At 73.6% G+C, this 12,144-nt stretch carries 13 protein-coding genes and 1 pseudogene; 8 read left to right on the forward strand and 6 right to left on the reverse strand.

Features of this window, described 5'->3' with window-relative positions; all coding sequences use genetic code 11:
- Window positions 1-26: 26 nt before the first annotated feature.
- From P5G50_RS10155 to P5G50_RS10165, 3 genes are all read left to right on the forward strand, one after another.
- Window positions 27-392 (forward strand): sec-independent translocase, encoded by a 366-nt coding sequence (locus P5G50_RS10155; RefSeq protein WP_301212919.1) that lies wholly within the window; start codon window positions 27-29, stop codon window positions 390-392.
- A gap of 74 nt (window positions 393-466) precedes the next feature.
- A complete protein-coding gene (locus P5G50_RS10160; protein WP_301212921.1) occupies window positions 467-1,846 on the forward strand; it encodes an MFS transporter in 1,380 nt (459 codons plus the stop codon).
- A complete protein-coding gene (locus P5G50_RS10165; RefSeq protein WP_301212923.1) occupies window positions 1,833-3,335 on the forward strand; it encodes a pyridoxal phosphate-dependent decarboxylase family protein in 1,503 nt (500 codons plus the stop codon). Before P5G50_RS10160 ends, P5G50_RS10165 begins: the two co-directional genes overlap by 14 nt.
- Before the next feature lie 32 nt (window positions 3,336-3,367).
- Here P5G50_RS10165 and P5G50_RS10170 read toward each other — a convergent pair whose 3' ends face one another.
- From P5G50_RS10170 to P5G50_RS10180, 3 genes are read right to left on the reverse strand one after another with little or no spacing between them, the layout of a single operon-like run.
- Window positions 3,368-4,534 carry an Mrp/NBP35 family ATP-binding protein gene (locus tag P5G50_RS10170; RefSeq protein ID WP_301212925.1) on the reverse strand — a complete coding sequence of 389 codons (1,167 nt, stop codon included), beginning with the start codon at window positions 4,532-4,534 and terminating at the stop codon, window positions 3,368-3,370.
- A complete protein-coding gene (locus P5G50_RS10175) occupies window positions 4,527-5,045 on the reverse strand; it encodes a DUF1003 domain-containing protein (RefSeq protein ID WP_301212926.1) in 519 nt (172 codons plus the stop codon). Before P5G50_RS10175 ends, P5G50_RS10170 begins: the two co-directional genes overlap by 8 nt.
- A complete protein-coding gene (locus P5G50_RS10180) occupies window positions 5,032-6,351 on the reverse strand; it encodes a magnesium transporter MgtE N-terminal domain-containing protein (RefSeq protein WP_301212928.1) in 1,320 nt (439 codons plus the stop codon). The genes P5G50_RS10175 and P5G50_RS10180 overlap by 14 nt, the downstream gene beginning before the upstream one ends.
- Before the next feature lie 57 nt (window positions 6,352-6,408).
- Here P5G50_RS10180 and P5G50_RS10185 point away from each other — a divergent pair, with 57 nt between their 5' ends.
- The gene (locus P5G50_RS10185) at window positions 6,409-7,101 is read left to right on the forward strand and encodes a YflT domain-containing protein (RefSeq protein WP_301212930.1); all 693 of its coding nucleotides are present in this window, start codon (window positions 6,409-6,411) and stop codon (window positions 7,099-7,101) included.
- Window positions 7,102-7,208: 107 nt separating this feature from the next.
- Here P5G50_RS10185 and P5G50_RS10190 read toward each other — a convergent pair.
- Window positions 7,209-8,703, reverse strand: a pseudogene (locus P5G50_RS10190) (aminopeptidase P family protein).
- Here P5G50_RS10190 and P5G50_RS10195 point away from each other — a divergent pair.
- From P5G50_RS10195 to P5G50_RS10205, 3 genes are read left to right on the forward strand one after another with little or no spacing between them, the layout of a single operon-like run.
- A complete protein-coding gene (locus P5G50_RS10195) occupies window positions 8,627-8,830 on the forward strand; it encodes a hypothetical protein (RefSeq protein ID WP_301230655.1) in 204 nt (67 codons plus the stop codon). The pseudogene P5G50_RS10190 and the gene P5G50_RS10195 sit on opposite strands and share 77 nt — an antisense overlap.
- Window positions 8,831-8,832: 2 nt before the next feature.
- Window positions 8,833-9,705, forward strand: coding sequence for a PHP domain-containing protein (locus P5G50_RS10200; RefSeq protein WP_301212932.1), 873 nt, complete (start codon window positions 8,833-8,835; stop codon window positions 9,703-9,705).
- 23 nt (window positions 9,706-9,728) lie between these two features.
- On the forward strand, window positions 9,729-10,856 hold the full coding sequence (locus tag P5G50_RS10205; RefSeq protein WP_301212933.1) for an aggregation-promoting factor C-terminal-like domain-containing protein: 1,128 nt from the start codon (window positions 9,729-9,731) through the stop codon (window positions 10,854-10,856).
- A 112-nt stretch (window positions 10,857-10,968) separates the two neighbouring features.
- On the opposite strand, the gene P5G50_RS18670 is transcribed toward P5G50_RS10205, so the two are convergent.
- Both P5G50_RS18670 and P5G50_RS18675 read right to left on the reverse strand, forming a co-directional pair.
- Window positions 10,969-11,337, reverse strand: a complete 369-nt coding sequence (locus P5G50_RS18670; RefSeq protein ID WP_488192643.1) for a hypothetical protein — start codon at window positions 11,335-11,337, stop codon at window positions 10,969-10,971.
- A 21-nt stretch (window positions 11,338-11,358) separates the two neighbouring features.
- Window positions 11,359-11,583, reverse strand: coding sequence for a hypothetical protein (locus P5G50_RS18675; RefSeq protein WP_488192644.1), 225 nt, complete (start codon window positions 11,581-11,583; stop codon window positions 11,359-11,361).
- A gap of 294 nt (window positions 11,584-11,877) precedes the next feature.
- Here P5G50_RS18675 and P5G50_RS18680 point away from each other — a divergent pair, with 294 nt between their 5' ends.
- Window positions 11,878-12,138, forward strand: a complete 261-nt coding sequence (locus P5G50_RS18680) for an aggregation-promoting factor C-terminal-like domain-containing protein (protein ID WP_488192645.1) — start codon at window positions 11,878-11,880, stop codon at window positions 12,136-12,138.
- Window positions 12,139-12,144 lie beyond the last annotated feature (6 nt).

A 12,144-nucleotide genomic window follows, 5' to 3' on the forward strand; every position in this document is an offset into this window, starting at 1 on the left:
CAGCGCCGGGCGGATATCCTCGACATGTGTTCGGCCTGACCTTCGACAAACTGCTCATCGTGGCGGTGATCGCCGCGTTCGTCATCGGTCCCGAGCGCCTGCCCACGTACGCGGCCAAGCTGGGCGGTCTCGTCCGCTCCCTGCGCGACTTCGCCAACGGCGCCAAGAGCCGGATGCGCGAGGAGATGGGCCCCGAGTTCGACGAGGTCGACTGGAAGAAGCTCGACCCCCGGCAGTACGACCCGCGCCGGATCATCCGCGAGGCGCTGCTCGAGGACTCACCGGCTCCTGCCAGCTCGATCAAGCCGGTGACGCAGTCGGCGTACGCGCAGCGCGCGGCCAGGACGCTGCAGGCGGGGGCGGTTCCCCCCTTCGACAGCGAGTCGACCTGACCGCTCGCCGTCGACCTGCCAGCTCGGCCGGGGCGTTCCTCCGCCGCCGCCGCGGCATCCACTACGCTGCGGACATGATCGCAACGGAGCCGTCGCTCGATCGGGCGACCGTCGCGCGGTACGCCGTCGGCTCGCTCGGCACGGGCGGCTTCGCCACGCTGCCGGGCCTGGTGCTCGTCTACTACCTGACCAACACGCTGGGAGTCCCCGCCCTCGCCGCGGGTGCGGTCGTCGTGGTCGCCAAGGTGTGGGACGTCGTCATCGACCCCGTCATCGGCGCCCGCAGCGACCGCATGCTCGCGGCGCGCGGGTCGCGTCGGCCGGCGATGGTGCTCGGGGCGGCGGCGTTGCCGGTGTTCTTCCTGCTCACGTTCCTCGTGCCCCCGGGAACGCCGTGGGTGGTGGCGGCGCTGTGGGTGCTGGTCGCCTTCGTGCTGACCGCGACCGCTTTCAGCCTGTTCCAGGTGCCGTACATCGCATTGCCGGCCGAGCTGGCCGCCGGCTACGACGAGCGCACCCGGCTGCTGACCTGGCGCGTGGTGGTGCTGACCTTCGCGATCCTGCTGTTCGGAGCGGGAGGGCCGGCGCTGCGGTCGCTCGGCGGCGGAAGCACCTTCGGCGGGTACGCGCTCATGGCGCTCGTCGCCGCCGTGGTCATCGGCGCCGGGATGCTGGTGTCCAGCACGGTCGCGCCGCGCGGACTGCCCGCCGGCGCTCTTCCACCGCGGGAAAGCGCGCTGGTGACGCTGCGTGCGAACTACGCCGCGGGTGTGCGCGTGCTGCGCGAGAGCCGGCCGTTCCGGGCGCTGCTGTCGGCCTTCCTGCTGCAGGGCCTCGCGACGGGGATGATGCTGGCGGGCGCGAACTACGTGGCGACCTGGGTGCTCCACTCGGAGGACGCGGTGACACTGCTGTTCCTCGCCCTCATCGCACCGGCACTGGTGGTGACACCGCTGTGGGGCGTTGTGGCGCGGCGCGTCGGCAAGGAGCGCGGCTTCCGGATCGCCTCCGCTCTGTTCGCGCTGGCCGCGCTCTCGATGATCGGCCTGCTGTGGGCGCCCGGCGCCTGGCTGTATCTGCCGGTCGCGGTGGCGGGAGCGGCGTATGCGGGGATGCAGTCCCTCCCGATGGCCATGCTCCCGGACGTGATCTCGCACGACGCGCGCAGCGGCGGGGGCGATCGCGCCGGGACGTTCGGCGGCATGTGGACCGCGGGGGAGACGACGGGCATGGCGCTCGGGACGGCCGCCTTCGCCCTCGCGCTCGCCATCACCGGATACGTCGAGCGCAGCGCCGACCCGTCCGTGGTCGTGGCCGGAGCGACGCAGCCCGGCAGCGCGGTCGCGGGCATCGTCGTCGCGTTCAGCGTCATCCCGGCCGCGATCGTCGCTCTCAGCCTCGTGCCGCTCGCCCGCTACCGGCTCCGCAGGGAGGACATCGATGGTCTCGTTTGACGCGCAGGCGATCCTCGCGCGGCTGGCGGCGCTCCGCTCGGCCGACGCCCCGACCCACGGCGGCCGGGTGCTGAGCTACGTGTACGACTCCGGCGTGCCCGCGATCGACGAGCTGGCCACGGAGGCGATGCGGCTGGTGCAGCCGGTCAACGGACTCGACCCGACGACGTTCACCTCGGTGGCCGTGATGGAGCGGGAGGTGGTGGGCTTCGCGCGCGAGCTGCTGCACGGCGGCGACGACGTGGTGGGCTCGGTCACCTCGGGTGGGACGGAGTCGTGCCTGCTCGCCGTCAAGACCGCGCGCGACGCGTGGCGGGCGGAGGCTGCGGCGCGCGGCGAGGCCGAGGCGGTCCGTCCGCGCATCCTGGCCCCGATCACGGTGCACGCCGCGTTCCACAAGGCCGCAGAGTACTTCGACCTGGAGCTGGACCTCGTGCCCGTCGACCCGGCGACCGGGCGTCTCGACCCGGAGCGGCTGGTCGAGCGGCTGGGATCCGACGTGGCGCTCACGGTCGTGTCGGCGCCGTCCTACCCCTTCGGCACGCTCGACCCGGTGGAGGAGGTGGCCGCCGCGTGCGAGGAGGCCGGCGTCGCCCTGCACGTCGACGGCTGCATCGGCGGCTGGATCCTGCCGTTATGGCGGGCGGATGACGGCGGTGCGCTGCCGGCCTGGGACTTCCGGGTGCCGGGAGTGACGAGCGTCTCCGCCGACCTCCACAAGTACGGCTACGCGCCCAAGGGGGCGAGCGTGCTCCTGCAGCGCGGCCGCGACCGCCAGCGGCGGCAGTACTTCGCGACGACCGGCTGGCCGGGCTACCCGGTTGTCAACCCGACGCTGCTCGGTTCGAAGTCCGCGGGCTCGCTCGCGGCCTCCTGGGCGATCGTGCAGGCGCTCGGCGCACGCGGCTTCGCCGAGCTGGCGGAGTCGTGCCGCCGCTCGACGCGGGCGCTCGCCGACCTGGTGGCCGACATCGAGGGCCTGCGCGTGCTCGGCGCACCGACCGGTCCGCTGCTCGCCATCGCCTCCGATGACGCGGTGCCGCCGGAGCGCCGGGTGGACCCGCATCACTGGGCGGACCGCGTGCGGCGGCGCGGCTGGCACCTGCAGCTGCAGCCCGGGCTCGCGCAGCCCGACGGCACGCGGCTGCCGCACACCACGCACCTCACGGTCACACCGGTGACGGGGTCGCGGTTGGACGAATTGGAGGCGGCGCTCCGGGCCTCGGCGGACGAGGCGCGCGGCGTGCCCCCGGTCGACGCGGAGGCGGTGCTGGCGCAGCTCCCGGGCGCCGCGAGCCTCCCGCCCGCCGGCCTCGACTCCGACACCGCCGCCGAGCTGCTCGGGGCGCTCGGCCTCGCCGGACGCGACGGCGACGGCGGGCTCCCGCCGGAGCAGGCGCCCCTGCTCGCGCTGATCGAGGCGCTCCCGCGCCCGGTCACCGAGCGCCTCCTGATCGAGCTCCTCGCCCGCATCGTCGAGCCCCGCTAGCCACGAGCGGCTAGCGCCTAGCGGCTAGCGGTTCAGCGGACGGAGAGGCCGAGCTTGCGGCCGGAGAGGCCGCGCGAGCGCGTCGCGAGGCGCTCGGCGACCGCGCGGATCGCGACGGCGGCCGGGTCGGCCGGGTCGGTGACGACGATCGGGGCGCCCGCGTCCCCGCCCGCGCGCAGCGCGATGCTGAGCGGCACGGAGGCCAGCAGCGGCACCTCCTCGTCCTGCCCGGCCGACAGCCGGCGCGCCACCTCGGCGCCGCCGCCGCTGCCGAACAGGTCGAGCACCGTGCCGTCGGGCTGGGGGAGGCCCGCCATGTTCTCGATGACGCCGACGACCTTCTGGCCGGTCTGCCTCGCGACGACGCCGCTGCGCTCGGCCACGTCGGCGGCGGCGGGCTGCGGCGTGGTGACGACCAGCACCTCCGCGCCGGGGAGCAGCTGGCCGACCGAGATGGCGATGTCGCCGGTCCCGGGCGGAAGGTCGAGCAGCAGCACGTCGAGGTCGCCGAAGAACACGTCGGTCAGGAACTGCTGGATCGTCCGGTGCAGCATCGGCCCGCGCCAGGCGACCGCCGCGGAGGCGGAGTCGACGAACATGCCGATGGAGACGACCTTCACGCCGTACGCCACCGGCGGCAGGATCATGTCGTCCACCCGGGTCGGCCGCGGTGCGACGCCGTGCTCGTCGGTGAGGCCGAGCACGCCGGGGATCGAGAAGCCGTGCACATCCGCGTCCACGATCCCGACCCGCAGCCCGCGCTCAGCCAGCGCGACGGCGAGGTTGGCGGTCAGCGTCGACTTGCCGACGCCGCCCTTGCCACTGGTGACCGCATACACGCGGGTCAGCGAATCCGGGCCGAACTGCGGGCCCCGGGAGGCGCGGCCGCCGCGCAGCCGCTCGGTGAGCGCCTTCCGCTCGGCCGGGGTCATCACGCCGACGTCGACGGTCACGCCGGTGACGCCGGGCACGCTCGCGGCAGCGGCGTGCACGTCGCGCTCGATCGCGTCGGCCGCCGGGCAGCCGACGATGGTGAGCTTGACGCCGACGGTCGCGTGACCATCGGCCGACACCTCCACGCCGGAGACCATGTCGAGCTCCACGATCGGCTTGCGGATCTCGGGGTCGAGCACGGCTCCGAGCGCGCGCTCGACCGCGGTGCGCAGCGGAGCGGCCTCCACGCCCTCCACGTCAGGCACGGGCCTGCCCGCCCTCGCCCTCGCGCTCCTCGAGGTCTTCGAGCAGCGCGCGCAGCTCGGCGCGGATGAAGTCCTTGGTCGCCATGTCCTTCACCGCCAGCCGCAGCGCTACCACCTCGCGGGCGAGGTACTCGGTGTCGGCGAGGTTGCGCTCGGCGCGCTGCCGGTCCTGCTCGATCTGCACGCGGTCGCGGTCGTCCTGCCGGTTCTGGGCGAGCAGGATGAGCGGCGCCGCGTACGACGCCTGCAGCGACAGCACCAGTGTGAGGGCGATGAAGCCCAGGCCGGCGGAGTCGAACCGCCACGACTCCGGCAGGAGCGTGTTCCACAGCATCCACGCCAGCACGAAGACCGTCAGCCCGAGCACGAACCACGGCGTGCCCATGGCGCGCGCGATCCACTCGGTGAACCGGCCGAACCGGTCGCTCTGCTCGGGGCCGCGCCGGCCGAGCACCGGCGTCCGCAGCCCCTTGGGGGCGTCCAGCCGCGCGTCGTCCCTACCTCGTGCCACTTCCGCCCCTCCTTCCGTTCACGATGCGGATGCTGCCGGTCTCGTCGGACGGGCCGCGTTTCACGGGTTCGTCTTCGTCTTGACTCCGCCAGTCGTCCGGGAGCAGATAGTCGAGGATGTCGTCGATGGTCACCACCCCGACGAGCCGGTGCTTCTCGTCCACGACCGGGACCGAGACGAGGTTGTAGCTGGCCAGGATGCGAGAGACCTCGGCCGCGGACGTGTCGGCGGTGACCGGCTCCAGGCTGGGGTCGAGCAGGGTGCCGAGGCGCACGTGCGGCGGGTAGCGCAGCATCCGCTGGAAGTGCACGATGCCGAGGAACCGGCCGGTCGGCGCCTCGTACGGCGGAAGGGTCACGCAGACGGCCGCGCCCAGGGCGGGCGCCAGCTCGTGCCGGCGGATGAGCGCGAGACCTTCGGCGACCGTGGCGTCAGCCGAGACGATGATCGGCTCGGTCGTCATCAGGCCGCCTGCGGTGTCGGGGGCGTAGGTGAGGAGCATGCGGACGTCCTCCGCCTCCTCGGGCTCCATCAGCTCCAGGAGGTGCTCACCGCGCTCGTCCGACAGCTGCGCGATCAGGTCGGCGGCGTCGTCGGGCTGCATCTGGTCGAGCACGTCGGCGGCGCGGTCGTCGTCGAGCTTGGTGAGGATCTGCACCTGCTCGCTCTCCGGCATCTCCTCGAGCACGTCGGCGAGCCGATCGTCGGGGAGCTCCTCCGCCACCTCGAGCATGCGCTGTGGCGGGAGGTCGAGCAGCGTGTTGGCGAGGTCGGCGGGCTTCAGCTCGGAGTACGTCGCGATCAGCTGCTCGGCCGACTGCGCGGCACCGCGCTCCTGCTTCTCGCGCACCTCGTTCCAGGCCACGAGGGTCGTCGGACCCTTGCCGAACGGGGACGGACCCACCTTCGGCCGGCGCACGAACAGCTGGCTGACCGCCCACTCGCCGGTCGGCGACTCCTCGATCGCCACATCCTCCACCGTCGCCTCGCCGCTGCCGTCCGCGAAGACGACCCGGCGGCCCAGCAGCTCGGCGATCACGCGCACCTCGCCGCCGCGCTGCTCGAACCGGCGCACGTTGATCAGCCCGTTGGTGATGATCTGCCCGCTGGAGATGCTGGTCACGCGGCCGATCGAGAGGAACACCCTGCGCTTGCCCGGGATCTCGACCACGAGCCCGACGACGCTCGGCGGATCGTTCTTGCGGTACACCACGAGCACGTCGCGCACGCGACCGACCCGGTCTCCGACCGGGTCGAACACGCTTGTCCCGGCCAGCCGGGCGACGAAGATTCTGCTCGGGCTCACGTGTAATAACCTAAGCCCTTCCCGCCGCAGGGGCCCTGACAATGGGATGATGGCGGCATGACGACACCCAGCCCCATGGGCGGCCGCAACCGAGTCCTCTTCCCGACCCTGCCGCGAGGGGAGGTCGTCGCCACGTTCGAGACCTACCCCGAGGCGCAGCAGGCGGTCGACCTGCTCGCCCGCGCCGACTTCCCGGTCGACAAGGTCTCGATCGTCGGAAGCGACCTGAAGAGCGTCGAGCGCGTCACCGGCAAGCTCACCTGGGGCCGCGTGGCCCTGGCGGGCGCCGCGTCCGGCGCCTGGCTCGGCATCTTCTTCGGGCTCCTGCTGATCATCTTCTCGCCGACCGTCAGCCTCGCGTTCGTGCTCGCCGCTGTGCTGATCGGCGCGGGCTTCGGCATGCTGTTCGGCATCGCCTCCTACGCCATCAACCGCCGGCGCCGCGACTACACCTCGGTCATGCAGGTCATCGCGACCAGCTACTCGGTGCTCGTCGACTCCGACCTCGTGAACCGGGCGCGCAACCTGCTCGCGGGCGGGGGAGGAGACGGGGGAGCGCAGGAGCCGGTCGGGCCGGCCGCCGGCCTGCCGCCGCAGCCGCAGCACCCGAGCGACCCGCCGCCCGCGCCGCCCGCCGCGCCGCAGCCGCCGGTGCAGCCGCAGCCGCCCGTCCAGCCGCAGCCGCCGACGGCTCCCGAGCCTCCCACGACCCCGCCGTCGGGCCAGCAGCCCCCGGCGCCCCTCGCCTAGCGCGACAACGACAGAAGGGGTCCCGACACGCCGCTCGCCCTGCGCGGGCGCTGCGTGTCGGGACCCCTCTGCGTTCGCCGGCGGGACCGGCTCTCAGCGGTCGCCTTCTAACGGGCGCTGAGGCGCTGCACCCACGCCTCCACGTCGTCCGCCGTGCGCGGGATCGCGATCGAGAGGTTCTCGGCGCCGTCCTCGGTGACGAGGATGTTGTCCTCGATCCGCACGCCGATGCCGCGGAACCGCTCGGGCACGGTCAGGTCGTCGGGCTGGAAGTACAGGCCGGGCTCGATCGTGAAGGTCATGCCCGGCTCCAGCACGCCGTCGAGGTAGAGCTCGCGGCGGGCCTGCGCGCAGTCGTGCACGTCGAGGCCGAGGTGGTGGCTGGTGCCGTGGACCATGTAGCGGCGGTGGTGCTGGTTGTCCGCCTCCAGCGCCTCCTCGGCGGAGACGGGCAGCAGACCCCACTCGGCCGTGCGCCGCGCGATGACGGCCATCGCGGTCGCGTGGATCTCGCGGAACCGGATGCCGGGCCGGACGATCGCGAAGGCCGCATCGGCCGCCTCCCGCACCGTCTCGTAGACCAGCCGCTGCGTCTCGGTGAACGTGCCGCCGATCGGGAAGGTGCGCGTGATGTCGGCCGTGTAGTAGCTGTCCACCTCCACGCCTGCGTCGAGCAGGATCAGGTCGCCGGGCACCACGGGGCCGTCGTTGCGCGTCCTGCAGGATGCAGGCGTGCGGCCCGCTCGCCGCGATCGTGTCGTAGCCGACCGCATTGCCGTCGGCACGGGCGCGCCCGTTGAAGACGCCCTCCACGAGCCGCTCGCCGCGCGGGTGCACGGTGATGCGGGGGAGGTCGGCGATCACGTCGTCGAAGCCGCGCGCGGTGGCCGCGACGGCGGCGCGCAGCTGGCCGATCTCGTACTCGTCCTTGACCAGGCGCAGCTCGGACAGATCACGGGCGAGCCGGTCGTCCTCGGAGTGGTCCTCGGGGTCGCGGTCGCCGTCGGTGTCGTCCCAGAGCACCATGCGGGCGGCGTCGACCCGATCGGTGAGCCCGGGGTCGGCCTCCCGCAGCACGACGGTCTCGCCGTCGGCCTCGTCGAGCAGCGCGCCGACCTCGGCGATGCCGCGGGTCGGGAGGTCGAGGTCGGCGGCGACCTGGGCGAGCGACGGGCGCGGCCCGATCCAGAACTCGCCGATCTCGGGGTTGGCGTAGAACTCGTCGGAGTCGCGGCCGGCGCGCTCCCGGAAGTAGAGGGTGGCCTCGTGCCCGGCGGCGGTCGGCTCCATGACCAGCACGCTGCCCGGCTCGGAGTCGGAGCCCCAGCCCGTCAGGTGGGTGAACGCCGAGTGCGCGCGGAAGACGTAGTCGGTGTCGTTGGAGCGCTGCTTGAGCCGCCCCGCCGGGATGATCAGGCGCTTGCCCGGGAACAGCTCGGAGACGCGGGCCCGGCGGGAGGCGGCATAGGCGGCCTGCTCGCGCGGCGCGGGCAGCGGCTCCTCGCGGTCGGCCCAGCCGCTGCCGATGTACTCCTTGAAGCGGTCGGAGCCCGGCGTGGTCGAGCGGTTCGCGGTCGCGCGCGGCGCCGCCTCCGGCTCGATCGGGGTGCTGTCGGGGGTGAGCGCCGCGGCCTCGTCGGCGGCGGCGGCGCCCTCGGCGGGCGCGGTGGACGGAGTGGACGACTGCGACGACGACATGGCGACCATTCTCCCACTCCTAGGATGGTGAGCATGGTGGAGAAGCGACGGTTCCGGGGTCCCGTCGACCTGCACACGCACTCGAGCGTGTCGGACGGCACCGAGACCCCCGGCGAGCTGGTGCGTTCCGCCGCCGCCGCGGGGCTGGGCACCGTCGCCCTCACCGACCACGACTCCACGGCCGGGTGGGCGGAGGCCGCAGAGGCGGGCCGCGAGAGCGGGGTCACCGTCATCCCGGCGATGGAGCTGAGCACCCGCATCGAGTTCGCGAGCGTCCACATGCTCGGCTACCTCTTCGACCCGACGAACCCGGCCCTGGTCGCCGAGACGCAGCGCATCCGCGACGGCCGCATGCGGCGCGCGGAGGACATGGTCCGCCGCATCGCCGAGGACTACGACATCACCTGGGCCGACGTCATGGCGCAGGCCACCGAGGGCGCCACCGTCGGCCGCCCGCACATCGCCGACGCCCTCGTCGCCCGCGGCCTCGCGAGCGACCGCAGCGCCGCCTTCGCGGGCATCCTGCACTGGCGCAGCGGCTACTTCCAGCCGCACTACGCCCCCGAACCTCTGACGGGCGTGCGGCTGATCCGCGAGGCGGGCGGCATCCCGGTGCTGGCCCATCCGGCGACGGGAGGCCGCGGCCGGGTGATCCCGCGCGACCGGCTCAAGCGCCTGGTCGACGCCGGACTGTTCGGCCTCGAGATCGACCACCGCGAGAACCTCGAGGACGGCAAGCAGCGCCTCCGCGAGCTGGCCAAGGAGTTCGGCCTCGCGGTCACGGGCTCCAGCGACTACCACGGCGCCGGCAAGCCGAACCGGCTGGGCGAGAACACGACCGACCCCGCCGTCGTCGACCGGATGATCGAAGAAGCGACAGGCGCGGCGCCTTTCTACGCCTCCTGACGACCTGCCCCTAGCCTGAACGGGTGACACGCAACGGGCGAGCAACGGCGGCCGCGGTCGTCCTGGCCGCCGTCCTGACGATCGCGGGAGGCGCCGCCCCCGCACTGGCGGACGGCTACCCCTCCTGGGACGAGGTGCAGGCCGCGAAGGCGAACGCGGCGGCGGCGCAGGGCGAGGTGGACCGGATCAACGGGCTGCTGCAGGGCCTCCAGTCGGCGGCCAACGCGGCGGGCGACCTCGCGGTGAAGCGGCTCGGCGAGTACGGGAAGGCGGAGGCCGCGCTGCAGGCCGCGAGCGAGAAGTCCGCCGACCTCGCGCAGGAGGCGCAGGAGGCGACCGCGAAGGCGGACGCGCTGAAGCAGCAGAGCGGCAGGCTCGCGGAGCAGCTCACCCGCGCCGACAGCTCCTCCGTGTCGCTGCAGCTCCTCCTCAGCCCCGACGCCAAGCGCTCGGACTCGCTGCTCTACCAGCTCGGCGCCGTCTCGAAGCTGGCCGACCAGGCCAGCACTCTGTACGCGCAGGCGAACGCGCAGAAGAACACCGCGGCCTCCCTCAGCGCCCAGGCGGCGGAGGCCGAGAAGGTGCGCGACAAGCTGGCGGAGGACGCGAAGACCGCCCTCGCCGCCGCGAACGCCGCCAAGAAGGCCGCGGACACCCAGCTCGCCGACCAGAAGAAGCACGCCAACACGCTGTACGCGCAGCTGGCCTCGCTCAAGAACACGGCCACGTCGGTGGAGCAGCAGTACGCGGCCGGTGTCGCGGCCGCGCAGGCCGCAGCGGAGGCGGCCAACTCGGGAGGCGGCGCCGACGGGTTCGCCCCGCCGCCCGGCATGGTCGTCGACCCGGCGGGAGCGCAGGCGTACGCCTCCAGCAGGCTTGCGGCCTTCGGCTGGGGGCAGGACCAGATGGGCTGCCTGATCAAGCTGTGGAACCACGAGTCGGGCTGGCGCGCGGACGCGTACAACACGTCGAGCGGCGCGTACGGCATCCCGCAGTCCCTCCCGGCCAGCAAGATGGCGAGCGCCGGCGCCGACTGGATGACCAACCAGAACACGCAGGTGAACTGGGGGCTCGACTACATCGACCGGGCGTACGGGTCGCCGTGCGCGGCGTGGGCGTTCGAGATGAGCCACGACCCCAACTGGTATTGAGCGGGCGGGCGACCGGCCCCGCAGCCTCCCAGGACCTCGACGGGCCTGCCCTAGCCTGGACGGGTGAGACGACTCTGGACCGCCGCCGCGGCTGCCGTCGCGACGGCCGCGCTCACCGCCGCCCTGGGTCGGCGGGTGCGCCCGCGCGCGCGGACGACCCCTCGTGGGACGAGGTCCAGGCCGCGAAGTCGAACGCCGCCGCCGCGCAGACCCAGGTGGATCGGATCAACGGCCTCCTGGCGCAGCTCCAGACCGCCGCAGCCGCCGCCGGCGACCTCGCCGTGAAGAGGGCCGCCGCCTTCGGTGCGGCGCAGACCGCGCTCGCCACGGCGACGGAGAAGGCGACCGGCCTGGCGCAGCAGGCGGACCGGGCGAAGCAGGAGGCGGAGGAGCTGAAGGCGCAGAGCGGCCGGCTCGCCGCCCAGCTCACCCGGTCGGGCGCGTCCGACGTCTCGCTGCGGCTCTTCCTCAGCGGCAGCACCGCCTCCTCCGACGGCCTGCTCTACCAGCTGGGCGCGGTCTCGAAGCTGGCCGACCGCTCCAGCTCGCTGTTCTCCCGTGCGACCGCGCAGAAGAACCTCGCCGCCTCGCTCAGCGACCAGGCCGCCGCGGCGCAGAAGGAGCGCGACCGGCTGGCGCAGGAGGCGCAGCAGGCCTCGGCGCAGGCCGACGCCGCGAAGGAGGCCGCCGACGCGTCGGTCGCCGAGCAGCGGACGCGCGCCGACACGCTCTACGCCCAGCTCGCGACGCTCAAGAACACCGAGGCGTCGGTCGAGCGGGCGTACGCGCAGGGTGAGGCGCTGCGCAAGGCCCGCGAGGAGGCGGCGCGCCTCGCGCGGGAGGAGCAGGAGCGGCAGCAGCAACAGCAGCAGCAGCAGCAGCAGGAGCAGGAGGAGGCCGCGAACGCGGCGGCGGCGCCGACAGCACCGCCCCTCCACCGCCCGGCGTCGTCGTCGACCCGGCCGGAGCTCAGGCCTATGCCGCGAGCCGCATCGGCGCGTACGGCTGGGGCGGCGACCAGATGGGCTGCCTCATCCGGCTGTGGACCAAGGAGTCGAGCTGGCGCGCCGACGCGTACAACACCTCCAGCGGCGCCTATGGCATCCCGCAGGCGCTGCCGGGCAGCAAGATGGCGTCCGCGGGAGCCGACTGGCGCACCAATGCGGCCACCCAGAGATCGAGGGGGCTCACCTACATCGCCGGCCGGTACGGTTCGCCGTGCGCTGCCCTGTCGTGGCACCGGGCACAACTGGTACTGATCGCCGCGGCTGCGGGCGCGTGAACGGGC

Source organism: Leifsonia williamsii (assembly GCF_030433685.1).
Lineage (GTDB): Bacteria > Actinomycetota > Actinomycetes > Actinomycetales > Microbacteriaceae > Leifsonia > Leifsonia williamsii.

Coding starts and splice junctions, on each gene's coding strand:
- P5G50_RS10160 (WP_301212921.1), top strand. CDS start 467: ATGATCGCAACGGAGCCGTCGCTCGATCGGGCGACCGTCGCGCGGTAC.
- P5G50_RS10165 (WP_301212923.1), top strand. CDS start 1,833: ATGGTCTCGTTTGACGCGCAGGCGATCCTCGCGCGGCTGGCGGCGCTC.
- P5G50_RS10185 (WP_301212930.1), top strand. CDS start 6,409: ATGACGACACCCAGCCCCATGGGCGGCCGCAACCGAGTCCTCTTCCCG.
- P5G50_RS10195 (WP_301230655.1), top strand. CDS start 8,627: ATGTACTCCTTGAAGCGGTCGGAGCCCGGCGTGGTCGAGCGGTTCGCG.
- P5G50_RS10200 (WP_301212932.1), top strand. CDS start 8,833: ATGGTGGAGAAGCGACGGTTCCGGGGTCCCGTCGACCTGCACACGCAC.
- P5G50_RS18680 (WP_488192645.1), top strand. CDS start 11,878: ATGGGCTGCCTCATCCGGCTGTGGACCAAGGAGTCGAGCTGGCGCGCC.